The following is a 26,009-nucleotide window of genomic DNA, read 5'->3' as shown; positions in this document are numbered from 1 at the left end:
TTTCAAATCCATTAATCTGTGGCAAAAAAAAAAATCACTTCAGTGCATCTGATATGATCTTTGCCGATCTACTTGACTTAGACGCACTGCGGTGCGTCTCTACAATTTACACGAAAAGAAAAAAAAATATTTCACATTAATTCCTTTAAAAATCAAGGTTTTTAATTTTTTTTCACGTAAGAAAAACATTTGTAAATTTTTTGGCACGATTTTGCATACTCGAAAATTGCAAATAATTACTTCTAGTACATCCGGAATGCTAGTCCTTATTTGAAGCCTATAACCTTTTATTAATTTTTAAAAAATTTACTTTATGAGAAATCTTAATTTCTTTATGATGGCATTCCTCGTATTTACTATTTTCAGCTGTAAGAAAGTTGAATCAGCAGACCAAAGTTACGAGACAGTTGATTCTGCTGCAGCTGTAGTAGATGAAATTCCAGAGGAAATGTACATTGAACCGAATACAGAAAGCTACGCAGGATTAGAAGAAAATCCGTTTGAATCTCCGCTGAAAGAACCACTATCTACTTTTTCTATAGACGTTGATAATGCGTCATACACCAATATTCGACGTTTTATTAATGAAGGGCAGAAAGTTCCAAAAGATGCCGTTCGTGTAGAGGAAATGATCAATTTCTTTAAATATAAATATCCACAGCCAGATGGGCAGCATCCGTTTGCTATTAATACTGAATACAGCGACTGTCCGTGGAATACAAACAGCCGACTGTTAAAGATTGGTTTGCAGGGAAAAAATGTTCCAATGGAAAATTTGCCGGCTTCTAATCTTGTTTTTTTAGTAGATGTTTCTGGATCTATGGATGAGCAAAACAAATTGCCGTTATTGAAAGAATCAATGAAGGTTCTTGTAAAAGAACTTCGAAATAGTGATAAAGTTTCTATTGTAGTGTATGCAGGATCTGCTGGAGTTGTTTTGGAACCAACTTCTGGTGATAGGAAAGATGAAATTATGGAGGCTTTTGATGAACTGCATGCAGGAGGAAGCACAGCAGGAGGCGAAGGAATCGAACTGGCTTACAAATTGGCACAGCAAAATTTTATAAAAGGCGGCAATAACAGGGTAGTGATAGCTACTGATGGTGACTTTAATATTGGAGCATCAAGTGATGATGAGATGATGAAACTAATTGAACAAAAAAGAAACTCCGGTGTGTTTTTAACTGTTTTAGGTTATGGAATGGGGAATTATAAAGATTCTAAAATGGAAATTCTTGCCGATAAAGGAAACGGAAATTACGCTTACATCGATAATATTCAAGAAGCAAATCGTTTTTTAGGAAAAGAATTTAAAGGATCGATGTTTGCTATTGCGAAAGATGTGAAAATTCAAATTGAGTTTAATCCAAAACACGTTCAGGCGTATCGATTGATTGGTTATGAAAACCGCAAACTAAATGCTGAAGATTTCAAAAATGATAAGATAGATGCGGGCGAATTAGGAAGCGGGCATTCCGTTACGGCTTTGTATGAAATTATTCCAGCTGGTGTAGAAAGCAGCTATGTTCCGTCTGATCTAAAATATACTAAAACACAAAAAACAGAAGGCAATTACAGTGATGAATTGGCAACCGTAAAATTCAGATATAAAAAACCTGATGGTGATAAAAGTATTGAAATAGTAAATGTGATAGCAGATAGGAAAACAGATCTTCAAAACAGTTCTCCTGATTTTAAATTTACAACCGCAGTTTCTTGGTTCGGATTAAAATTACGCGAGTCAAAATACATTACCAGCAGTTCAACCTCAGACATTAAAAAATTAGCAAAGTCTGGTTTGTATAATGATGAAGATGGTTACAGAGCAGAATTTATAAGATTGGTGGATGCTGTAAACTAATTAGAAATTCTAAAAAAATAAAAATTCCAAACTCCAGTTTAACATTGGAATTTGGAATTTTTTATTTGAATATTTTTAAATCTTATTTCACTTCTTTAATAGTCGAAGAATCAATCCAGCCTTGAGTTCCATCTGTTAATTCTACTTTTTTCCATCCAGCAGCACTTTCTAGTACGTAAACTTTTGCCCCTTCGTGTAATAGAATAATTCCATTTGCAGATTTTTGAGGTTCGTTTCGAACTTGGCTGAACTCAGAAAAAACAATTGCAACGCGATCGTTATCAAAATTATTTTTCTCGGACATTCCAGCACCAATACTTAAACCAAGTGCTATCAAAAGGATAAACATTCCAACGAAATAGATTCTTTTGGCTAGTGTAGCGCTTGAAAAATAATAACCAATAAAACTCAGTAAAAAGATAAACCCGATTGCAACAGCAATTTTTGCCCACGTATTATAATCAAAAATCGATGTAAAGTTTTGAATCAGTTTTGCAAAACCAACTTTGGGAACTTCCTTAATTTCATCGATTGTAAGCTTTTTGGCAAACTTTAAATTGTTTAAAGTTTCTGGGTCGTTTGGTTTTAAAACCAGTGCTTTTTCATAATTATAAATAGAAGGTGCAACTTGGTTTAATTTATAATAGCAGTTTCCAAGATTAAAATACAATTCAGCCGAATGTAATTTGTCTTCTTTAATGATGTTTTCATAAACCTGCACAGCTTCTTTATATTGTCCCTTCTCGTATAAAGCATTTCCTGCTTCAAAGCGCCCCTGCGCAAAGAAAACCTGTGAGATTAATAAAAAGAGATATAGTATGTTTTTCATTTTCTAAATATGTAATAAGATTTTCAACTTTGCGAACTTAAATTCATCGAAATCTAAATCTAAATCAATTTTCTTAGCGGACTTTGCAGTAAAAAAAATTAAACAATCTGTTTTTCTAACTCAGAAATAATCAAAACCGCCTTATCGTAATCCTGCTGAATCGAAGCACTTGATGCTGGTGCATAACGTGCAAATTCACAGTTTTCGGTCAAAGCGATAAAGTTTTGTACGGTTTCTGGATTTGCATTTCTAGACAACAACAATTCTCTAATATTGTCTTTACTCATTTCTGAGGTTTCAATATGCAGTTTGGCTTTCAAGAAATTGTGCATTGCTTTTTCCAGTGCGATATAGAAAGGCTCTTTATTGTTAAGATGTTTCTTCGCCTGCGATAAATATTTCTTCGCCAGTCTATTGTTCATTCTAATTCTATTTCCAGTAACGTCACTGTCGATAGCTTCTTTTTTCTTCTTACCTAAAATAATCAGCGGAATGATGATGAACGGAGCGAATAATAATCCCAAATATAAATCAGAACCATAAAAATCATTTTTAGCTATACTAACTAAAATTGTTTTAGGTTTGATATTTTTAAATTGTTCTGTTTTGGCAGCTACATTTTTAGCAGCAGATCCTGTATTTGCTTCTGCAGGAGTTGGACCGTCTAAAACATCCACCATAATTTCTTTAGAAGTGATTGTTTTATAAGTACCCGAACTCAAATCAAAGTATGAAAACTGCATTGGTTTAATCGCATATTTTCCTTTGTACTGCGGAATGATAGTATATTTATCTGTAATTCTTCCAGACATTCCAGCTAATGATGTTGTTACTTTTTCATCATGAACAGGATCATACATTTCCAAGGCATTTGGAACAACTGGTTTTGGAAGTGTAAATAACTTCATATTTCCAGTTCCCTGTGCACTTACAATTAAATCTAGACTTTCGCCATTTTTAAGTGTTGTTTTAGAAGGTGTAACCGTAAAGTTCAATCTTCCAACAGCGCCTGTAAATCCTTCTGGTTTTGTGCTCTCAGGAAGAGGTCGTACATTTATTGTTTTAGCTCCCGCCGAAACTACTTTATTGTCTTCAGTAATAATCATTTGACCAAACATATCGCGTCGATTTGTTGGTAATTGTACACCAATATCTAGTGAAAGAGGTTCAATTGTGAGTTTTCCAGCTTTTTGAGGATATAAAATTGCTTTTTTCAGGATTACGTAGTAACATCTCTGTCCTTGGTAATTTCCTTCTTCAATAGCCAATTGCTTAATGTCAATATTCTGATTCCAGAAATCATTGTATTTAGGTTTTGCCAGCTCTTTAAATCCCGTTACGCCAATGTTGTTGAAATACAGTTTGTAAACTACTGTAATTGGTTCATTTAGGTATGGATTAGTTTTTGAAATTTCAGCAACAAGAGTCAATAATTCATTTCCAGATCCTGGAGGTCTGTCGCTTGGATCTCTTTCCTGAGCTACAGCATTGGTAACTGTAACTTTAATTGGATTTGTTTTGTAAATCTGTCCGTTGTATTCTATTGCGGCTTGTTTGATAGTTACAGCACCTTTTCTCTCAGGCTGTAAAATATAAGAGTAAATTTTCTGGAAAGAGCTTCGACCATTAATCCAAGATTGACTAATCTGTTGGCTTGGTCCTGCAACAAGTTTAAAACCGTCAAAAGAAGGCTGTTCGAAATTATCTCCGTCAACATTCATGATGAAGTCTACACGAAGTCTTTCGTTCAGTCCAAGCGTGTTTTTGCTGACTCTGGCTTCAAATTGTACTTGAGCCATAAGTCCTTGAAAAGTGAGTAGAAATAGAATTAAATATCTTTTCATTTAATTGTTTAATCTTTTTTTATGTTAAATCGTTTAATCGTTATTTGTTTAATCGTTTTACTTGATCAAATAAACAAATTAACGGTTAAACGATTAAACTTATTTTACCAGTCTTTTTCTGTTTTCTTAGGATTGCCTTTTACCTTCTGCGCGTTTACTTTATCCTGAATTTTCTTTTCTTCATTGTTAACGGCATCTAATAAATTTTGGACACGTTCTTTTGATATCCCTCCAGGCTGCGGTTTCGGCTGTCCCTGATTGTCCGATTTGTCGTCTTTCTTAGGGTCGTTTTTGCCGTCTTTTTTGTCTTTATCTTTGTCGCCCTTATCGTCTTTCTTATCCTTGTCTTTGTCCTTGTTATCCTTATTCTTATCCTTGTCTTTATCTTTATTTTTATCCTTGTCTTTGTCCTTATTCTTGTCTTTATTTTTATCGTTTTTCGGTGGATTCTCTTTTAGCTTTTGTTTTGCGTAAGCATAATTGTAACGCGTTTCATCATCTGTAGGATCATTACGCAGCGCCTGTTTGTAAGCTTCAACTGCCTGTGTATAATCTTTCTCTTTCATAAAAACATTTCCAAGATTATGAAAAGCTTTGTGTTTTTCAGGTCTGGTTTTAGCATTTTTTATGGCTTTCGCGTAAGCAAACTTGGCCTCTGAAATTTGATTTTGTCTATAAATAGTATTTCCTAAATTATATGGCGCTGTTGATCTTTTAGGAAATTTAGATTCCGAAATTCTATAGTTTGCCTCAGCATCAACAAATTTATTCTGTTTATATTCTTCATTGGCAGCAGGCAATGATTTGTCTTTCTCTTGGGCAGAAACTGCCAGAGAAACCGTTAGTAAAATATAAAGAAGTAAATTTTTCATTCTTGTTTTGTTTTCTGTTCTGAATTTTATTCCGAACATTTATTTCTTTTCGTTAAATAAATCCAATTCTTTGATCCAGCTTGTTTTTCTTTCTAATAAGAAAATATCAAGGAACAGTAATAAAAGTGCAAACCCAATAAACCACTGAAACTGCGATTGAAATTCGGCCATTTGTGTTGCTTCAAATTCTGTTTTCTGAATGTTGTTCAAAGCATTTTTTACATACTCTAAAACTTCTTTAGTGCTGCCGCCGTAAACATAACCGCCTTTTGTGGCTTTTGCGATCGTTTTTAAACCTTCTTGATTTAGTTTTGTGGTTACAGTTTGTCCGTTTTGATCTTTTTGGTAGCTTCGAACCACACCATTTTCTTTTAATGGAATTGTTCCTCCTCGTTCTGTTCCAACGCCAATGGTTATAATTTTCATTCCTAATTTGTTGGCTTCTTCTGCAGCAACAGATGCGCCTTCAGAATGATCTTCTCCATCTGAAATTAGAATAAGTAATTTGCTGGTTTTGCTTTTTTCATCAAAATAAGTTGCAGATAAGCGAATAGCTTCGTCAAGAGATGTTCCTTGTGACGAAACCATATCAGGATTCATACTCTGCAGGAACATTTTGGCAACGCTGTAATCTGATGTTATCGGTAAAACAGGAAATGCGCTTCCTGCATATGCCACAATCCCAATTCTGTCACTTCCTAAGTTGTTAATAATTTGAGAGACCAATTGTTTACTCTTATCCAAACGACTTGGTGCAACGTCCTCGGCAAGCATACTTTTAGAAACATCGACTGCAAAAACGATATCAATACCTTCTCTTTTTACAGTTTCCATTTTAGTTCCAATCTTCGGGTTTACCAAACCAATGATTAGGCAGGTTAGCGCCAAAAGAATCACCACTATTTTTAAAACAGGTTTAAAAACTGATTTCTCTGGACTCAATCTTTTTACCATTTCCAAGTCACCAAATTCGCGTTGTTTTCTTCTTTTCCAATACATATTGAAAAGGAAAATACACACCACAATTGGGAGTAATAATAAGAGATATAAATATTTTTTTTCGTCTAATTCCATAAATTTTTTAAATTCCAATACTGAAAATCCAAATTCCAAACTTTGGAGTTATTTAAATTTCAATTTTTCAAATTTTAACTTTTGCTTCTTTTATTAAATCTCCAATTTTAGATTCTCAATTTCAACTTGGAATTTGGAATTTTAAAATTTGGAATTTTTTGATCTTGAAAAAATTAAATAAAGCTTCTGTAAACCGTATTTCTTAATCCCACTTCCAGCAATAATAACAATCCGGCAAATAAAACAAAAACCCTGTATTTTTCGTCATAATCGTAGAACTTCAATTCCTGAATTTCTGTTGTTTCCAATTTATTGATTGACTTATAAATCTCAGCTAATTTATCGTTGCTTGTTGCTCTAAAGTATGTTCCATCTGTTTTTCGGGCAATACTTTTCATTAGTCTTTCGTCGATTTCAACTTTTTGCATTTTGAATAAGAAACCTCCGTTTGGTGCATAAGCGTATGGAGATTCTGCCATTCCGTTTGTACCAAGACCAATTGTATATACTTTTATTCCGTATTGTTTGGCAATGTCGGCAGCAGTTTCCGGCTCGATAAATCCAGCATTATTAACACCATCGGTAAGTAAAATAATTACACGGCTCTTTGCTTTACTGTCTTTTAAACGGTTTACAGCAGTTGCTAATCCCATTCCAATTCCAGTTCCGTCTTGTAAAACCGTATCGTATTTAATGCCTTTTATGGCTTCAAGAATAATAGCTTTATCGCTTGTAACTGGTGTTTTAGTATAAGCTTCAGAAGCATATAAAACCAATCCTATTCTGTCGTTTGGTCTTTCTTCAACGAAATCTGCAGCAACTCTTTTCAAAGCTTCCATACGATTTGGTTTTAAATCTTTTGCCAGCATAGATCCAGAAACGTCAATTGCCATTACAATATCAATTCCTTTAGTCGTTTTGGTTTGATTACTGATGTCTACAGTTCTTGGTCGTGCCAATGCAATGATTAATGAGCTTAAAGCTAAAACTCTAAAAACATATAAACATGGTCTCAATTTGACCAATAAAGATTCGTTGTTTTGAAAACCTGCTGTCGAGCTCATTTTTAAAGTAGCCAACTGCTGGTTGCGTTTCAATAAAAACCAAATTATAGCAATCGGAATTAAAAGAAACAACCAAAGAAATTCTGGATTTAAAAAAGTGATCTTACTCATTAGTTGCTTGCTCTTTGAAGTTCAACAGAATTTAATACTCGGGTTGTGATTTCATTAGCATATGTATCACCTTCTTCATGTAAAATCATAATTTGCTGTAAACCTTGATCTTGTTTGAAAAGTAACAATTCATAATATGCTTTTGTACTTGTTTTAGTTGCCGGATTTAGGATAGACATTGTCCCGTAACCTTTAACTCCCTGAATACCTTCATTTGTTTGGAAATCTTCTTGTTTTACAATAATATTTTGCGCTCCTTGAGCTTCCATTACTTTTAAAGATCCTTCGAGAGCTTTTGCCAAATCTATATCAGTTGGCTGTTTAAACTTGGCAGTAGAAACGGTGATATAGAAATTATCGATCATACTTCCGTATACAAAAAGCTGCATTTCTTTAATTAATGCCATAGTTTCCTTTGGAAGTACTTTTTCAGTATCCATTCTCTTTAAAACCTTTGGAGTTTCAATAAGAACCGCAGGATTTCCGTAAGCGCTTTTTACCCATTCGCCTTCTAATAATTCTTTAGAAGGATGACCAATTAAATTGTCTTTCACGTAAGTGAAACCTTTTGTAACCACAAAGTAAGTTGTAGTTGCGAATAATAAAAACACAACAGCAGCAACTGCATAACCAATTCTGGCATTTCGTTTTTTACGAAGCTGTGCCTGAATTTGTTTTTGTCTTTGCGCTTCATTCAATAATTGATCTTCAATGTCTTCTGGAACTTCTGTCGGGATTGCATTGTCAAGCGTTAAAATTACTTTCTGAATTTTGTTTCTATCTTCTGTAATTTCAAAATCAAGTGGTTTAGATTTGGCAAATTTTACCAAATCGGCTTGACGTAAAACACGTTCTAAATTCTCAACCGTTTCCGGCGTCAGCGTCATTTTCTTTTGGGTTGATGCTGCTCTAATTGCCTGAATCAATTCAGAAGTTGTGCTTTCCATTGCTGGAATATGAATTGCTTCCTCGATATAATTTCTGGCGATATCTGTTAATTCACTATAATATTCTTTGATTTCTCCTTTTTGAACAAGTTCTTTTTTCTCTAAGTTGTTTAATAAACTTGTCGCTTTTTCGATAGGTGTTTTATAAACTTCCTCTTCAATTTTTTTCAGCTGGCGTTTTTTAACGTACCAATAAACAAAAGCCCCAATTCCGATAATTACTAGAACAATTAAAACGTAAATCCACCAATTTCCTATTCCTTCATCTACAGCAGAAATATCTTTGATGTCGTACATTTTCTGCTGTAAAGTATCGACTTTTACATTGGCAACTTCAACTTTAATAGAATCTGTAAAGAAAGGTTTTTTATCAATTAAAATTTTGATGCTTGGAATTGTATAACGACCAGAATCAAACTGCGTTAAACCATATTTTTTGATTAACTCGTAAGTGTCATCTTTCTTAACAGTATCAACTGGATAAGACTGAATTACTTCTAAAGCACCAATATTTTTAAGTTTCGGAAATTCAACTTTTGATTTTGAGTTTACAACAGTTTTAAGTGTCAGTTTAAACTCTGCACCAATTTTGTTTTTTGTGGTATCAATGCTTGTTTCTACTGGTTTCTGCTGGGCAAAAATCATAGTAGAAAAGAACAATAAATATATAAAAAGTTTAAATTTCATTTGATTAACGATTGTTGATTTTAGATTAACGATTTTTGATTTGTTAATCAAAATTGCCAGATTTTTATCGTGATTTGAAATAGCCTAATAGTTTAGTAACGTAATTTTCGTCTACTCTGGTGTTGACAATTCCTGCTCCAGATTTACGGAATGTATCTTTAAAATAATTTAGTTTCTCCTGATAGTGCTTCTCGTAATTCAAACGAACTGCTTTCGAACTTGTATCAACCAATTGTATTTTTCCTGTTTCAGCATCCAGCATTGGCACCATTCCTAAATTTGGAATTCTTTCTTCGCGGATATCGTAAACTCGAACGCCCGTAATGTCATGTTTTTTGGAAGCAATTTTTAAAGTATGCTCGTAAGAATCAGACATAAAATCTGAAATCATGAAAATAATGGCTTTCTTCTTTTGAGTTCCAGATAAAAACTTTAGAGCCTGTGCAATGTCTGTTTTATTGCTTTTTGGTTCAAATTCAATCAATTCGCGAATGATGCGAAGCACGTGCGAACGTCCTTTTTTTGGTGGAATATATAGTTCTACAGTGTCAGAAAATAATATTAAACCAATTTTGTCATTATTCTGTGTAGCCGAAAAAGCCATCGTTGCCGCAATTTCGGTGACGATGTCTTTTTTAAATTGATTTTTAGAACCAAAAGATTCCGAACCCGAAATGTCAACCATTAAAACCATGGTCAATTCGCGTTCTTCTTCAAATACTTTAACGTGAGCTTCATTATAGCGTGCGGTCACATTCCAATCGATGTTACGAATATCATCTCCGTATTGGTATTGACGCACCTCGCTAAACGTCATTCCTCGTCCTTTAAATGAAGAGTGGTATTCTCCCGAAAAGATATGATTACTCAGTCTTTTGGTCTTGATTTCTATTTTCCGTACTTTTTTTAAAAGCTCTTTTGTATCCATTTTATTTGTTTAAAGTTTAAAGTTTAGAAGTTTCAAGTTAGTCTTGCAACAACTTGAAACCTGAAACTTGAAACAAATTTTTAAGGTACTTCAATCTCGTTAACGATTTTGTTGATAATGTCTACAGAAGTTATATTTTCTGCTTCTGCTTCGTAAGTGATTCCAACTCTGTGACGTAAGACATCGTGAACAACAGCACGAACGTCTTCTGGAATTACATATCCGCGGCGTTTGATAAAAGCGTAACATTTTGCAGCATTAGCCAAGTTGATACTTCCACGAGGAGAAGCTCCAAAACTAATAAGCGGTTTTAAGTCAGCTAATTTATATTTTTCAGGGTAACGCGTTGCGAAAATAATATCTAGGATGTATTTTTCAATTTTTTCGTCCATATAAACTTCACGAACTGCTTCTTGCGCACGTAAAATCTGTTCAACAGAAACTACCGGATTTACTTTTTCGTAAGATCCTTTTAGGTTTTGACGAATTACAAAACGCTCTTCATCAATTTTTGGGTAGTCAATAACTGTTTTCAACATGAAACGGTCAACTTGTGCTTCTGGAAGCTGATAAGTTCCTTCCTGCTCAACTGGGTTTTGTGTTGCAAGTACTAAAAACGGACGATCTAATTTAAAAGTCGTGTCGCCAATAGTAACTTGTTTTTCCTGCATCGCCTCTAATAAAGCTGACTGAACCTTTGCTGGCGCACGGTTAATCTCATCGGCAAGTACGAAATTGGCAAAAATAGGTCCCTTTTTAATAGAGAATTCGTTTGCTTTAATATTATAAATCATGGTTCCGATAACATCGGCAGGTAATAAATCCGGCGTAAACTGGATACGGCTGAAAGAACCTTGAACCGCTTGTGATAATGTATTTATGGCTAAAGTTTTTGCAAGACCTGGAACTCCTTCCAGTAAAATATGTCCTTGTCCAAGCAATCCGATTAATAAACGCTCGACCATATGTTTCTGGCCCACAATAACTTTGTTCATTTCCATTGTAAGAAGGTCTATAAAAGCACTTTCTCTTTCAATTTTTTCATTTATCGCTCTAATGTCTAAAGTCGTTGTATTTTCTTCCATATAAATATTTTTAAAAACCTTGATTTGTACGCCTGTTTTTTGAGAGTGCAAATTGAATATTTTTTAAGAAGTAAGATGTTAAAGAATGGTTAAAACTTCGACCAATGACCTAATTTTAAGGACTAATTGTGAATCTATTTTTATATTTTTAAGAACTTTGATGAATATGTTTTTATAAAGCATATTTATTACCAAAAATAATGCATAACTATTATGAGCAAAACGGTCTTATCGCCTATAATTTCAGGCACTATGAATTGGGGAGTTTGGGATAAAAACCTTACAACCAAAGAAATGGAAAACATGATACAAGTGAGTATCGAAAACAAAATTACGACTTTTGATCACGCGGATATTTACGGTTCGTACACGACCGAAGCCGATTTTGGAAAAGCCTTTCACGCCAGTAAAATTGATCGTGAAAAATTACAATTGATTACCAAGTGCGGCATTCAGATGATCGCTGAAAAACGCCCAGAAAACAAAATCAAACATTACGATTATTCGAAAGACTATATTATTAAGTCGGTTGAAGGATCTTTGAAAAAACTGAAAACAGATTATGTTGATGTTTTTTTATTACATAGGCCAAGTCCGTTAATGCAGGCAGATGAAATCGCTGAAGCGGTTGAAAAATTAAAAGGAGAAGGAAAAATTATTGATTTCGGACTTTCGAATTTTACCAGTTCTCAAACCGAATTAATTCGTCAGAAAACAGAAGTAAGTTACAATCAGGTACAATTTTCGGCAACGCATTATGAACCAATGCTTGACGGAAGTCTAGATTATATGCAAACACACGGAATTCGTCCGTTGTCATGGAATCCGCTTGGAACTGTTTTTAGAGAAGATACTAAGCAGACTCGTCGTTTGAAAAAACTATTTTCGAATTTATTAGAAAAATATCATTTAGGTGCTGATACACTTTTGTTATCATGGATTTTAAAACATCCGGCAAAAATAATTCCAATTGCAGGTACTGTTAACGTTGCGAGAATTCAATCTTTATCAAAAGCAATAGAATTGAATATGGATACAGAAGATTGGTTCGCGATCTGGACAGAAAGTATGGGTGACGATGTGCCTTAATTTTAGTTTTTAGTCGCAGTGACAGTATTCAGTTTTATCTGAATAGAAAAAAATAAACACATAGAAACATAGATTTATGATTGCTTTGGAAAAGAGAACTTAGCATTTCACATACACATAATTATGAAAATGAAATGCCTTTCAAAGTACAATATGCCTATGCCTCTATGTGTTAAAACAAAATATTTAAAATGAAAAAAACAGTTTTAATTACTGGTGCTACGAGTGGAATAGGAAAAGCAGCCGCTCAGATTTTAGCAAAAAACAACTATAAAGTGGTGCTTTGCGGAAGACGTAAAGACCGTTTGGAAGAACTTCAAAAAGAACTTTCGGCTTTTACAGAAGTGCATTCTTTAGCATTTGATGTTCGTAATAAAGAGGAAGTTTTAGAAAAAATAGGTGCTTTGCCAAACGATTTTTCTACGATTGACGTTTTAATTAATAATGCTGGAAATGCCCACGGTTTGGATCCTATTCAAAATGGAGATTTAGACGATTGGGACGCCATGATTGATATTAATGTAAAAGGACTTTTGTATGTTTCAAAAGCGATAATTCCGCAAATGGTCGAGAGACAATCGGGACATATTATTAATATTGGTTCGACCGCAGCCAAAGAAGTTTATCCAAACGGAAATGTATATTGCGGCTCAAAACATGCCGTTGACGCTATTACTGCCGGAATGCGAATTGATTTGAATCCGTTTGGAATTAGAGTTGGAGGAATTCATCCGGGAATGGTTGCAACAGAATTCAGTGAAGTTCGTTTTAAGGGAGATGTCAAAAGAGCATCAAATGTCTATAAGGGATTTGATCCGCTTCAGGCTGAAGATATTGCAGATATTATTCACTTTGTAGTTTCAAGACCTTATCATGTAAACATTGCGGATTTGGTTGTGATGAGCACTGCGCAGGCGTCTTCGACGATTGTTAAAAAGAATATTTAAAACTAGATGATTAGACTTCTTAGAAAATCAGATCTTTAGTTTAAATTAGAAATCTGAAAATCAATCTAAGAAGTCTAAAAATCTAAGTCAGTCTAATAATCGGGAATAATGATCAATAAACGCCTTTTGATAAAGAATTTGCTAGCTCACAATGATGAGAGCAGTTTTTATGATAAAAAAAGGCAATTGAACCTACATTCCAGAGAAGGAAAAGGCAAGTTTCTAAAGCATATTTGCGCATTATCAAACTCAAATCCCAATAATAATTCTTATATCGTTGTTGGAGTAGAAGATCAGGATAATGAAATTGTCGGCGATGACTTTTTTGACGACAGCAGAATTCAAAACCTTGTAAATGCTTTTTTAGAAAACCCGCCTAAGATTCAATACGAAAATGTTCCTTTTCCAAATCTTCCAAAAGATAAAGTGATTGGTCTGGTTACTATAAAACCCAAAAGCAAAGTCTCTTATTTTAAAAAAGGAATCCATACCATTCTTGCTAATAGTGTTTTTATAAGGCGCGGCAGTAATTCGATTCCACTGGATAATGGGGAAGAAGTTGAAAAAAGCTATCAGAATACAGAAACCGTAATCGGAATTGAAAATAGTTCTCGAAACAGCATTCAGTATACTTTAGACGGTGTTATTGATTTTATGAATTTCAGGCATAAAGACATGTCGCCGAAATATCATGTTTTTAAAGAATTGTTTGTAATATGCTGGGCTGGCGTTCCCAAAAAATTACGTGATAAAACGTATTTATCAAGAGTTGATATCGAATTAATTAATGAACAAATTAAACTTTTTTATTCGGCTCAGGATGTAGTCACTATCTTTTTTGATGACGATAGTTTTACCATTACAGAATATGTGCCGCTTGGATTGAATGATAAAACGAGTTATTATCCGCTGGAAGAGCAGACTATTCATTTTTTTGATAACGGATATTATAAAATAGACCGTCAAATGCTTTTTCAACCGCCAGAATTCAACCGCAAAATGTTGTATCATATTTATAATTCAAATATGGCTCTGCTGGCAAAACTTCAAAAAGAGATTGCGTTATCTGACCGCGAAATGAAAGATCTCGAAAATCTGCCTTCTACTTTTATGATTTGTTATTTGAATGGTTTTGAAGATGCAAGGCAAAAACTTATCGATGCTAAATTGCTTTTAAAACCTTATAAAAATGTTTATTCTTCTTTTAAAGAAGCTTTGAGGGTTTTGCGTAAGATGAAGTATGATGTTCAGTAGGGAAAAGGTTCTAAGGTACTAAGATGCTTAGGTTCTGAGGTTTTCTGTAGAGACGCACTGCAGTGCGTCTACATCCAGTATATCTACAAAGATTGTGTAGATAATGAATTTATTTAATCTAAAATATTTAATGAAAATTCAAATACTTATTGACTTCATTATAAGAAAATAAAATTTCTTTTGGACCATCTGCATATGAAGCGGCTTCGTATGAGTTGTAATATAAAAGCAGACCTTCTGAAGTATAAAATATATTTTGCGGCAGCTGAAATTTATCATTTTCAAACATTAAACCTGTTGCATTAATATTCGCTTCGGCTGGTATTTTGTATTTTGCTCGAAATGCTTTTTCGGCGAAAGCCTTAAAATCTTTTTCGTTTTTAAATAATTGATTGTTTAAAATTGCTTTGCCGGTCTTTGCATTAAATAGTAGCGAACGATAACCTTGATAACCATGAGCGCCTCCGGTAAAGGTGTAATGATCAACTTTAAGATTTAAAATCGAATCAGATTGAAATTCGACATTGCCAATAATTTTCGCTTCCCAGCCAAAAGTATCGTTTGGGAATTTTTCGCGCATTTCTTCATACGATGCGATAAAAGACTTGGACAATGATTGGTAGTCATTGACTTTTGTTGAATCTTCGCCAAAAAAAACAATCTCCTTTATTACAGAGAAGACTTTCTTATTTATGCTGTCTGATATTACTTTAATATTTTTGGCAACTGGAACTTCTATTGTGATTTCCGGACATTCATTCTTGCACGGAATAGTAGATTTTTCTTCAAACGTTTCATTTTCAAATGAAAGCTCTTTTTTGCAACTTGTAAAAATCAAACACAAAAAGATTATAAATATGTAATTTTTCATATCAAAAAGTGTTAATTATGCACAAAGGTACTAAGTTGTGTCGCGATAAAATAAATTAAGCGGTAAATTTGTACAACAATTATAGATCTAAAACTTATAAATATATGAAATTTAATACAAAAGTCATACATGGTGGACAGCATCATGATCCATCTACCGGAGCAGTTATGCCGCCAGTATATCAAACATCTACTTTTATCCAGACAAGTCCAGGAAAACCTTTGGCAGATTACGAATACAGCAGAGCATCAAATCCTACGCGTACTGCATTGGAAGAAGCTTTGGCAAGTATCGAAAACGGAACTCGCGGATTAGCATTTTCGTCTGGTCTTGCAGCGACAGACTGCGTTTTAAGATCTTTTAAGGCTGGTGACGAAATTATTGCAATGGATGATTTATATGGTGGAACTTATAGAATGTTCTCTCGAATTTATAAAGATTCGGGCATTAAATTTCATTTTGTGGATATGACTAATATCGAAAAATTCAAAAGTTTAATCAACGAAAACACAAAATTGATCTGGGTAGAAACGCCGACAAATCCATTGATGAAATTGGCTGATATTCAAGAAATAGCAAAAATTACTCAAGAAAAGAAAATTCTTCTTGCGGTTGACAATACTTTTGCAACACCTTACTTGCAAAAACCATTAGATTTGGGAGCAGATATTGTTATGCATTCGGCAACAAAATATTTAGGAGGACATTCTGATGTGATTGCAGGAGCTTTAATTGTAAAAGACAAAGAACTTGGTGAACAATTGCATTTTCAGCAATTTGCAACTGGCGCGACACTTGGACCAATGGATAGTTTTTTAGTTTTAAGAGGAATCAAAACTTTGGCTTTAAGAGTACAAAGACATTGCGAAAATGGTGAAAAAGTAGTTGAATATTTAAGTAATCATCCTAAGATAAAAACGGTTTATTATCCAGGTTTAAAAAGTCATCCTTTTCACGAAATTGCTAAAAAGCAAATGAAAGCATTTGGCGGAATGGTTTCCTTTGATTTTAAATCAGGAAAAAAAGAAGATTCAATTTCATTTTTAGAGAAATTGAAAGTATTCACTTTGGCAGAATCTCTTGGAGGAGTTGAATCTCTAGCCAATCATCCAGCTTTAATGACACACGCATCAATTCCGGCTGATAAAAGAGCAGAAGTAGGAATTACGGATGATTTAGTTCGATTAAGTGTTGGTATTGAAGATGCAGAAGATTTAATTGCAGATTTAGAACAAGCTTTATCTTAGAGAGAAATTCCAAATAAAAAATCCCAAATTCCAATTGTAATTATTTTGGAATTTGGGATTTTTTTATATTTTGAGAATTAAAATTCTGTTAGAATTCTAAGTAATAAATATATCCGAAGTTAAACCAAACCTGCCAGTCGTTAGATTTGTTTTCAGTGTAAATGTCTTTGTTTGGATTTAATCCATCAATCCAATCTGAGTTATACATTTGAAAACGAGTCTCAAACATTAAATCACTCATTGTAGTTAATTTATAATGTACTCCAACTGCTGCTGTTGCAGATAATACTACACCGCTTTCAGTAGAAAATCCATGTGCACGTCCATCAGACGGCGCTAAATATTTTCCTGGTGTTACAGTTGGAAGAGTAATGTCTCCTAAACGCGAACCTACTTTTGTAGAATAATAGCTTACTTGAAAACCTACACTACCATACGGACTGAAACTACCAATTGTATTTTCGAAATCATGAATTTTCATAAAAGGAGAAAATTCTAATTGTGCTCCAAGGCCTAAAGTAGTAGAACTTGCGTGCATATTTTTAAGCTGCTGAGCAAATAGTCCGTCAGGCTTTCTTTCCACCCACTGACCGTAATGTTTCAAATTAGTTCTGCTGAAAGCAAGTTCAGAGCGCACTTTAAAATGTTCTGTAAAAAAACTTTCTCTGTTATTAGCAGCAGAAAAGTTGATAAAGTGCATAATTCCGATACCAAAACCTGAGTTTCCAACGTTGGTTTCGAAGTTGCTTCTTTCTCCAAAATCGGACTGTAAAGTAACTGGTCCAGCAAAGAATCCAATCTCTTGGGCTAAGTCTGATTGTGCTGATGCCGCGGTTGATATACCAAAGAAGGCAAATAATGTGATAAATAGGTGTTTAGACATTTCGTAGGGCTTACAAATCTCGGCAAATATATAAAAAACCTAATCGATTCAAAATATTAAAGCAGTCTATTGAAAAATAACTATCAAAATACTTAATTTACTAACTTTTAAAAGGTAATTTGCATGTAAACACCTACATGTAAAATGAGTTTATTTGGAATGCTTGAAAAAAACACAAATCGATTCAAAAAAGTGAAAAATATAACTTCGAATCAGAATTTGATATATCTTTGTGTGTTAAAACGAAAACGTTTTCTTAAACTGTAATTTTGGTGGGAAAACTGAAAAATTAAATCTAAATTATCTGAAAATTTATTTCAAAGATGGAACAAAAAATAAATGAATTTATGGCTCTAGTGGAGTCAAAAAATCCAAACGAACCAGAATTTCTTCAAGCAGTTAGAGAATTTGCAGAAACTGTAATTCCCTTTATATCTGAGCGTAAAAAATATGATGGTAAGAATATACTTCTAAGAATTGCAGAGCCTGAACGTTCTATTATTTTTAGAGTTCCTTGGGTAGATGATAAAGGTGAAATTATTGTGAATAGAGGTTTCAGAATTCAAATGAACTCTGCAATTGGACCTTATAAAGGAGGAATTAGATTTCATCATTCTGTAAACTTATCTGTTTTGAAATTTTTGGCTTTCGAACAAGTATTCAAAAATAGTTTGACTACGCTTCCTATGGGAGGTGGAAAAGGAGGTTCTGACTTTGATCCAGAAGGAAAATCTGATGGTGAAATTATGCGTTTCTGCCAGTCATTCATGACAGAATTATGCCGTCATATTGGTCCAGATCTTGACGTTCCTGCTGGAGATATTGGTGTGGGAGCAAGAGAAATTGGTTACTTATTTGGACAATATAAAAGAATTAGAAATGAATTTACGGGAGTTTTAACTGGAAAAGGTTTGGCTTACGGCGGTTCATTAATCAGACCAGAAGCAACTGGATATGGAGTAGTTTACTTCACAGACCAAATGTTACGTACAATTGGCCACGAAATTAAAGGTAAGAAAGTTGCGATTTCTGGATTCGGAAATGTAGCTTGGGGAGTAGCTTTAAAAGTAAATGAATTAGGAGGGAAGGTAGTTACTATTTCTGGCCCTGATGGTTATATTTATGATGAAGAAGGAATCTCTGGAGAAAAAATTGACCATATGCTTGAAATGAGAGCAACTGGAGACAATAGAGCAGAGAGATATTTAGAGAAATATCCAAACGCTGTTTTCCATAAAGGAAAAAGCCCTTGGGAAGTAAAAGTAGATATCGCAATTCCATGTGCTACACAAAATGAGTTAAACGGAGATGATGCTCAAAAGTTAATTGATAATGGTGTTTTATGTGTAACGGAAGCTGCGAATATGCCTTCTACATTAGAAGCAATTAAACTTTTCTTAGATAACAAAGTATTATTTGCTCCAGGAAAAGCGGCGAATGCTGGTGGTGTTGCTGCGTCTGGATTAGAAATGACTCAAAACTCTATCCGTTTAAACTGGACTAGTGAAGAAGTTGATTTGCGTTTGAAAGATATCATGGTTGGAATTCACAATCAATGTAAAAAATACGGTGCAGAAGAAGACGGTTATGTAAACTACGTAAAAGGAGCAAACATTGCTGGATTCGTAAAAGTTGCTGATGCTATGCTTGCACAAGGTGTAGTTTAAAATTTAATTGCAATGTTAAAATGCCTTCGATTGTCTTTTAAAGATATTCGGAGGCATTTTTTATTCTGCCAAAAATTAAATAATCTCGTTTGTAGTATATTTGTCTATCCGAATACATTATGATGATGAAGAAAATAGCTTTCTGCGTTTTATTTTTAGTACTAATTCAGTTTTGTCAGGCACAGAATAAATCGTCTTGGCTGGGATATTTTTCGTTTAATGAAATAAAAGATCTTTCAGAATCTTCAACAGCTGTTTTTGCTGCTTCGGAAAATGCATTGTTTTCAAAAAATACCACAACAAATATTTTGAAAACAACAACTACAGTTGACGGATTATCTGGTCAGACTATTTCTGCGGTTTATTACAGTGAAACATTCAAAAAAACAATAGTCGGCTATGAAAACGGCTTACTGATTTTAATCAACGAAACTGACGGAAGCATATTAAAAATCGTAGATATAATTAATAAACAGCTGCCGGCAAATTTGAAAAAAGTCAACCATTTTATGGAACACAATGGTTTGATTTATGTTTCTTGCGATTTCGGAATTGTGCAGTTTAATTTAAGTACTTTTCAGTTTGGCGATACTTATTTTATTGGCGATAATGGAGTCGAAATTAGTGTGAGGCAAACTGCTGTTTTTAACGGATTTATTTACGCCGCAACTTCAAGCGGCATTCGACGTGCAGATAGTACAAATCCGAATTTAATAGATTTTAACCAATGGACAATTGTGAATTCTGGAAGCTGGTCTGGCGTAGAAACTCTAGATACAGAACTTGTTGCAGTAAATGATTCTGGTTTTATCCATCGATTTAATTCAAACACATTTGTAGGTTTCTCCCAATTGCCTCAAGCTGCAGTTGATGTGAGGTCAAAAAATCATAATTTGTTTGTTACAACTGGAAATACAGTTTATGTGTATAATAATCAATTGGTTTTAAACCGACAGATTACGAATACTCAGGTTTTAGAAAATACTTTAAATTTTAGCTGCGCAACCGCAGTTGGAGAACAGATTTTCATTGGAACAAAAGAAAAAGGATTATTTGTTTCTACACTTAATAGTGCGGGAACTTTTGAAAATACAACACCTGCAGGTCCTTTGCGAAACAATATTTTTGGTATAGATGCAACTCCAAACGTTTTGTGGGCGGTTTACGGAGATTACGATACTTCATATAATCCGTATCCTTTAGACAGCTATGGAATTAGCAGATTTAATGCTTCAGGCTGGTTAAATATTCCGTATTCGGAGGTTTTTGATGCGAAATCAATTAGCCGAATTATTGTTAATCCAAATAATGAAAAACAAGTTTATGCCAGTTCTTTCTTTTCTGGGTTGTTAAAGGTTGAAAATGATATTCCTATTTTCTTGTATAATGAAGAAAACAGCGGATTAGAATCTATTACAACAGAAGGACCAAATTATATTGATGTTCGTATCAATGCAAATGCTTTTGATAAATCTGGAAATCTTTGGATCACTAACAGCCGAATCAAAAATGGTTTGAAAGTTTTAAAAACAAACGGCCAATGGGGGAGTTATCCAATGACATCAATTTTTGATAATGCTGAAAATATTAGTTATTCAAGTATAGCTGTCGATCGAAATAATGTAAAATGGCTAGGAACGAATAGAGATGGAGTAGTTGGTTTTAATGAAACTACAAATACATTTAAAAAGATGACTTTTGGTACCGATGTTGGAAATCTGCCAATTGCGGATGTTAGAAGTATAGCCATAGATACAAAAAACCAGCTTTGGATTGGAACTACAAAAGGACTAAGAGTTTTATCGAACGTTGGGAATTTTCAATCCGAAAATCAGTTAAAAGCAAATCCGATTATTATTGAGGAAGATGATTTAGCACAAGAATTGCTTTATGAGCAGTTTATTACTTCTATAGCAGTTGATGGAGCCAATAATAAATGGATAGGAACGGCAGATTCTGGAGTATTTATGGTTTCTCCAAACGGGCAGGAAACCAAATATCAATTTACAATAAATAATTCTCCGCTCCCGAGTAATTATGTAAACGACATTAAAATCAATAGTAAAACTGGAGAAGTTTTTATTGCGACCAATAAAGGCATGGTTTCTTTTAACGGAATTGCAACCGGAGCTAACGACAATTTGAATAATGTTTACGTTTATCCAAATCCAGTTCGTCCTGCGTACTCCGGAACTGTGAAAGTAGCTGGTTTAATAGATAAAGCCAATGTTAAAATCACAGATATAGAAGGAAATTTAGTTTTTGAAATAACATCTTCGGGAGGAACAATAGAGTGGGATACAACTGCTTTTGGTAAATATAAAGTAGCTTCTGGCGTTTATATGGTTTTTATATCAGCACAAGACGGCAGTGAAACGAAGGTTAAGAAAGTTATGATTATTCGATAATATTCAGTCTCAGTCCCAGTTTTCAGTCTGAGTTGTGTAACTTGAAACTTGAAACTTGAAACAAAAAAAACTAAAAAACAAAAATTTTGCTCGTCAAAACCAAAGCCATAGTAATTTCGTCTTTAAAATTTCAGGAAAAAAGCTTGATAGTGAAATGCTTTACACTTTCCAGCGGACTGAAATCTTATTTTGTGCGCGATGCTTTTTCGAGCAGAAAAGCAAGTCAGAAGATTGCTTACTTTCAGCCATTCTCTATTTTAGAAATTGAAGCCGTTCATAAAAATAAAGGAACTTTAGAGAGTTTTAAAGAAATAAAAACTGCCGTTCCTTTTCATAGTATTCATACTGATATTGTAAAAAGTACAATGGTAATGTTTCTTTCAGAAATGCTTCATTACTCTATTCAGGAAGAAGAAAAAAACGAACCTCTTTTTGTTTTTTTAGAAACTGCGCTCACATGGCTGGATCATCATGATGAAATTTCTAATTTTCATTTAATAATGCTTTTAGAAATTACAAAATACCTCGGTTTTTATCCTGATGTTTCAGAAATCGATCTGCCTTTTTTTGAAATGAATGAAGGAGTTTTTACCCTTTTTCAAAAAGGAAATGTACTGTCTGAACATGAAACCAATTTGTTTAAAAAACTACTCGATTTGAAATTCGATAATGATCAAAAAGTCTTTAATGTTACAGAGAGACAAATACTGCTGAAAGTTTTAATTGATTATTATAGTCTGCACTTAGACGGATTTAAAAAACCTAAATCTTTAGAGATTTTAAAAGAAGTTTTCTCTTAAATCATTCAAAAGACCAATATTTGTTGAAAAATCCATCATAAATTTCCAGATATTAGTCTTTTTTCTGTCATCTTTTATCTATTTTCCTCAAAATTCCTTACTTTCGCACCTCGTTTAAGAAAAGGATAAAATGAGTACAAAATTTACTGAATACAAAGGACTTGACTTGCCAGCTGCAGCGTCAGAAGTTCTTGATTTTTGGAAGAAAGAAAATATATTTGAAAAGAGTGTAACAACTCGCGAAGGTGCTGAGCCTTTCGTGTTTTTTGAAGGTCCGCCTTCAGCAAACGGATTACCAGGAATTCACCACGTGATGGCGCGTGCAATTAAAGATATTTTTTGCAGATATAAAACTCAAAAAGGTTTTCAGGTAAAAAGAAAAGCCGGATGGGATACTCACGGTTTACCTGTAGAATTGGGTACCGAAAAAGAACTTGGGATTACAAAAGAAGATATTGGTAAAACGATTTCTATCGAAGAATATAACGAAGCGTGTAAAAAAACCGTTATGCGTTATACCGACGTATGGAATGACTTGACCGAAAAAATGGGTTATTGGGTAGATATGGAAGATCCCTATGTTACTTATAAACCAAAATACATGGAATCTGTTTGGTGGCTTTTGAAACAAATCTACGATAAAGGTTTGTTGTACAAAGGATACACAATTCAGCCGTATTCTCCAAAAGCAGGAACAGGATTATCTTCTCACGAAGTAAATCAGCCGGGAGCTTACAGAGATGTTACAGATACTACGATTGTAGCGCAATTCAAAACTTTACCAGAAACATTGCCAAGCTTTTTACAAGGTTTTGGAGATGTTCACATTTTAGCTTGGACGACAACTCCTTGGACATTGCCATCAAATACAGCTTTAACCGTTGGACCAAAAATTGATTACGTTTTAGTAAAAACTTTCAATCAATATACTTTTGAGCCAATCAATGTTATTTTGGCTAAGAACTTAGTTGGGAAACAATTCGGTAAAGGATTTTTCTTAAGTGAAGATGATGCTGATTTTGATAATGTAAAAGCTGGAGATAAAAAACTTCCATATAAAATCTTAACCGAAGCAAAAGGTGCAGATTTAGTAGAAATCCGTTATGAGCAACTATTACCTTACGTATTGCCATATCAAAATGCTGAAAACGCATTTAGAGTAATTTCTGGAGATTTCGTTACTACAGAAGACGGGACAGGAATTGTACATACGGCTCCGACTTTTGGTGCAGATGATGCTAAAGTAGCAAAAGAAGCAAAACCAGAAGTACCGCCAATGTTGGTTTTGGATGAAGAAGGAAATGCAGTTCCGTTAGTAGATTTACAAGGAAAATTCACTTCACACTTAGGAGACTTAGCTGGTAAATACGTTAAGAACGAATATTACGATGCAGGACAAGCTCCAGAGAAATCTGTCGATGTTGAAATCGCTATTCGATTAAAAGAAGAAAATAAAGCTTTTAAAGTTGAAAAATACGTGCACAGTTATCCGCACAGCTGGAGAACAGATGAGCCGTTATTATATTATCCACTAGATTCTTGGTTCATTAAAGTAACCGATGTAAAAGATAGAATGTTCGACCTGAACGAAACTATCAACTGGAAACCTAAATCTACTGGTGAAGGACGTTTTGGAAATTGGTTGAAAAATGCCAACGACTGGAACTTATCTCGTTCTAGATATTGGGGAATTCCGTTGCCAATCTGGAGAACAGAAGATAAAAAAGAAGAAGTTATTATCGGTTCTGTTGAAGAATTGTACAATGCGATTGAGAAATCTATCGAAGCTGGTTTTCAAAAAGAAAACCCATTTAAAGGTTTCGAAATTGGAAACATGTCTGAATCAAATTATGATTTAATCGATCTGCACAAAAATGTAGTCGATCAAATTACTTTGGTTTCGGCTTCTGGCCAGCCAATGAAACGCGAAAGCGATTTAATTGATGTTTGGTTCGATTCTGGAGCGATGCCTTATGCACAATGGCATTATCCTTTTGAAAATAAAGACAAAATTGACGAGAATAAAGATTTTCCGGCGAATTTTATCGCAGAAGGAGTAGATCAGACTCGTGGATGGTTTTATACGTTACATGCTATCGGAACTTTGGTTTTTGATAAAGTAGCTTATAAAAACGTTGTTTCAAATGGTTTGGTTTTAGATAAAAATGGAATCAAAATGTCTAAGAGTAAAGGAAATACTATAGACCCATTTAAAACCATCGAAGAATTTGGTCCTGATGCCACACGCTGGTACATGATTATGAATGCCAATCCTTGGGATAACTTAAAGTTTGACCTTGAAGGAATTGCTGAGGTTCGTCGTAAATTCTTTGGAACATTATACAACACCTATTCATTCTTTTCGTTATATGCGAATATCGATGGTTTTAAATACGCTGAAGCGGAAATTCCGTTAAACGAAAGACCGGAAATCGATCAGTGGATTATTTCTGAATTGCATACCTTAATCAAATTTGTTGATGAATGTTATGAAGATTACGAGCCGACAAAAGCTACAAGAGCAATTTCTGATTTCGTTCAGGAAAACTTAAGTAACTGGTACGTTCGTTTATGCCGTCGTCGTTTCTGGAAAGGAGAATACGCTAAAGATAAAATTGCAGCTTACCAAACGCTTTATACTTGCTTGTTAACAATCAGCAAATTAAGCGCTCCTGTAGCTCCTTTTTTCATGGATAAATTGTACAGAGATTTAACAGCTTCGACGGGAACTGAGGATTTTGCTAGTGTTCACTTGGCTGAATTCCCAAAATTTGTCGAAAACTTTGTTAATAAAACGTTGGAAAGCAAAATGCAGAAGGCGCAAACCATCTCATCTTTGGTGTTATCACTACGTAAAAAAGAGATGATAAAAGTACGCCAGCCTCTGCAAAAGGTAATGATTCCAGTGCTTGACGAGAATCAGCGTGCTGAAATCGAGGCAATTTCTGACTTAGTAAAAGCTGAGGTAAACGTGAAAGAAATCGAACTTTTAGACGATGCTTCTGGTATTTTAGTGAAGCAGATTAAGCCAAATTTTAAAGCTCTTGGGCCACGTTTCGGAAAGGATATGGGCTTGATTTCTAAGGAAATACAAGGTTTTTCTGCCGATCAAATTAACCAATTAGACAAGCAGGGAACGCTGGATATTGTTATTTCTGGAAATAATGTAACTTTATCATTAGAAGACGTCGAAATAACATCGCAGGATATTGAAGGATGGCTGGTTGCTAATTCAAACGGAATTACAGTTGCGCTTGACATAACCATATCTGAAGAATTAAAAAATGAAGGTATCGCGAGAGAATTAGTAAACAGAATTCAGAATATCCGTAAAGATTCAGGATTTGAAGTTACTGATAAGATTAAAGTGCAAATAAAAAGAGACGGTAATTTAGAAGAAGCCGTTTCAAAAAATGAAGGTTATATTAAGTCTGAAACATTAACAGACGACTTGGTTTTTGTAGACGCTTTAGAAAACGGCACAGAAATTGAGTTTGATGATATTAAAACAATGATATTAATTTCAAAATAATTATAAATA

General features: G+C 34.1%; 19 protein-coding genes. 9 read left to right on the top strand and 10 right to left on the bottom strand.

The window, feature by feature from the left end:
- The first annotated feature begins 313 nt into the window (after window positions 1-313).
- Window positions 314-1,861 carry a vWA domain-containing protein gene (locus HYN86_RS03315; RefSeq protein WP_113676756.1) on the top strand — a complete coding sequence of 516 codons (1,548 nt, stop codon included), beginning with the start codon at window positions 314-316 and terminating at the stop codon, window positions 1,859-1,861.
- Between the two features lie 82 nt (window positions 1,862-1,943).
- On the opposite strand, the gene HYN86_RS03310 is transcribed toward HYN86_RS03315, so the two are convergent.
- The 8 genes from HYN86_RS03310 to HYN86_RS03275 form a co-directional block, all read right to left on the bottom strand.
- Window positions 1,944-2,690 carry a tetratricopeptide repeat protein gene (locus HYN86_RS03310; protein WP_113676755.1) on the bottom strand — a complete coding sequence of 249 codons (747 nt, stop codon included), beginning with the start codon at window positions 2,688-2,690 and terminating at the stop codon, window positions 1,944-1,946.
- A 98-nt stretch (window positions 2,691-2,788) separates the two neighbouring features.
- Window positions 2,789-4,534 (bottom strand): BatD family protein, encoded by a 1,746-nt coding sequence (locus HYN86_RS03305; protein WP_113676754.1) that lies wholly within the window; start codon window positions 4,532-4,534, stop codon window positions 2,789-2,791.
- A gap of 104 nt (window positions 4,535-4,638) precedes the next feature.
- A complete protein-coding gene (locus HYN86_RS03300) occupies window positions 4,639-5,406 on the bottom strand; it encodes a tetratricopeptide repeat protein (RefSeq protein WP_113679837.1) in 768 nt (255 codons plus the stop codon).
- Window positions 5,407-5,445: 39 nt separating this feature from the next.
- Window positions 5,446-6,480 carry a vWA domain-containing protein gene (locus HYN86_RS03295; protein ID WP_113679836.1) on the bottom strand — a complete coding sequence of 345 codons (1,035 nt, stop codon included), beginning with the start codon at window positions 6,478-6,480 and terminating at the stop codon, window positions 5,446-5,448.
- A 173-nt stretch (window positions 6,481-6,653) separates the two neighbouring features.
- Window positions 6,654-7,655 carry a vWA domain-containing protein gene (locus tag HYN86_RS03290; RefSeq protein WP_113676753.1) on the bottom strand — a complete coding sequence of 334 codons (1,002 nt, stop codon included), beginning with the start codon at window positions 7,653-7,655 and terminating at the stop codon, window positions 6,654-6,656.
- On the bottom strand, window positions 7,655-9,289 hold the full coding sequence (locus HYN86_RS03285) for a hypothetical protein (RefSeq protein ID WP_113676752.1): 1,635 nt from the start codon (window positions 9,287-9,289) through the stop codon (window positions 7,655-7,657). Before HYN86_RS03285 ends, HYN86_RS03290 begins: the two co-directional genes overlap by 1 nt.
- Window positions 9,290-9,353: 64 nt before the next feature.
- Complete coding sequence (locus HYN86_RS03280; protein ID WP_113676751.1) at window positions 9,354-10,217, bottom strand: DUF58 domain-containing protein; 864 nt, start codon at window positions 10,215-10,217, stop codon at window positions 9,354-9,356.
- 80 nt (window positions 10,218-10,297) lie between these two features.
- A complete protein-coding gene (locus tag HYN86_RS03275) occupies window positions 10,298-11,302 on the bottom strand; it encodes an AAA family ATPase (RefSeq protein WP_017497457.1) in 1,005 nt (334 codons plus the stop codon).
- 213 nt (window positions 11,303-11,515) lie between these two features.
- Here HYN86_RS03275 and HYN86_RS03270 point away from each other — a divergent pair, with 213 nt between their 5' ends.
- The 3 genes from HYN86_RS03270 (at window position 11,516) to HYN86_RS03260 (ending at window position 14,592) form a co-directional block, all read left to right on the top strand.
- Window positions 11,516-12,391 carry an aldo/keto reductase gene (locus HYN86_RS03270; protein WP_113676750.1) on the top strand — a complete coding sequence of 292 codons (876 nt, stop codon included), beginning with the start codon at window positions 11,516-11,518 and terminating at the stop codon, window positions 12,389-12,391.
- A 191-nt stretch (window positions 12,392-12,582) separates the two neighbouring features.
- Window positions 12,583-13,338 carry an SDR family NAD(P)-dependent oxidoreductase gene (locus HYN86_RS03265; protein ID WP_113676749.1) on the top strand — a complete coding sequence of 252 codons (756 nt, stop codon included), beginning with the start codon at window positions 12,583-12,585 and terminating at the stop codon, window positions 13,336-13,338.
- 108 nt (window positions 13,339-13,446) lie between these two features.
- Window positions 13,447-14,592, top strand: a complete 1,146-nt coding sequence (locus HYN86_RS03260) for an ATP-binding protein (RefSeq protein ID WP_113676748.1) — start codon at window positions 13,447-13,449, stop codon at window positions 14,590-14,592.
- Between the two features lie 127 nt (window positions 14,593-14,719).
- Here the strand turns inward: HYN86_RS03260 and HYN86_RS03255 are convergent, their stop codons facing one another.
- A complete protein-coding gene (locus HYN86_RS03255; RefSeq protein WP_113676747.1) occupies window positions 14,720-15,463 on the bottom strand; it encodes a DUF3298 and DUF4163 domain-containing protein in 744 nt (247 codons plus the stop codon).
- 68 nt (window positions 15,464-15,531) lie between these two features.
- Here HYN86_RS03255 and HYN86_RS03250 point away from each other — a divergent pair, with 68 nt between their 5' ends.
- Window positions 15,532-16,710 (top strand): cystathionine gamma-synthase, encoded by a 1,179-nt coding sequence (locus tag HYN86_RS03250; protein WP_394336087.1) that lies wholly within the window; start codon window positions 15,532-15,534, stop codon window positions 16,708-16,710.
- Between the two features lie 88 nt (window positions 16,711-16,798).
- On the opposite strand, the gene HYN86_RS03245 is transcribed toward HYN86_RS03250, so the two are convergent.
- Window positions 16,799-17,593 (bottom strand): THC0290_0291 family protein, encoded by a 795-nt coding sequence (locus HYN86_RS03245; protein WP_113676745.1) that lies wholly within the window; start codon window positions 17,591-17,593, stop codon window positions 16,799-16,801.
- A gap of 323 nt (window positions 17,594-17,916) precedes the next feature.
- Here HYN86_RS03245 and gdhA point away from each other — a divergent pair, with 323 nt between their 5' ends.
- The 4 genes from gdhA to ileS all read left to right on the top strand — a co-directional run bounded on the left by gdhA (window position 17,917) and on the right by ileS (window position 26,000).
- Window positions 17,917-19,260, top strand: a complete 1,344-nt coding sequence (gene gdhA, locus HYN86_RS03240) for an NADP-specific glutamate dehydrogenase (protein ID WP_113676744.1) — start codon at window positions 17,917-17,919, stop codon at window positions 19,258-19,260.
- A gap of 125 nt (window positions 19,261-19,385) precedes the next feature.
- Entirely contained in the window at window positions 19,386-21,668 is a 2,283-nt protein-coding gene (gene porZ / locus HYN86_RS03235) for a type IX secretion system anionic LPS delivery protein PorZ (RefSeq protein ID WP_113676743.1), read from the top strand.
- 86 nt (window positions 21,669-21,754) lie between these two features.
- On the top strand, window positions 21,755-22,468 hold the full coding sequence (gene recO / locus HYN86_RS03230) for a DNA repair protein RecO (RefSeq protein ID WP_113676742.1): 714 nt from the start codon (window positions 21,755-21,757) through the stop codon (window positions 22,466-22,468).
- 130 nt (window positions 22,469-22,598) lie between these two features.
- The gene (gene ileS, locus HYN86_RS03225; RefSeq protein ID WP_113676741.1) at window positions 22,599-26,000 is read left to right on the top strand and encodes an isoleucine--tRNA ligase; all 3,402 of its coding nucleotides are present in this window, start codon (window positions 22,599-22,601) and stop codon (window positions 25,998-26,000) included.
- Window positions 26,001-26,009: the final 9 nt, after the last annotated feature.

The sequence above is a fragment of the Flavobacterium fluviale genome, assembly GCF_003312915.1.
In the GTDB taxonomy this organism is placed as follows: Bacteria; Bacteroidota; Bacteroidia; order Flavobacteriales; family Flavobacteriaceae; genus Flavobacterium; species Flavobacterium fluviale.
The sequence above is the reverse complement of the archived record's forward strand: the minus strand, read 5'-3'. Positions and strand labels throughout refer to the sequence as shown.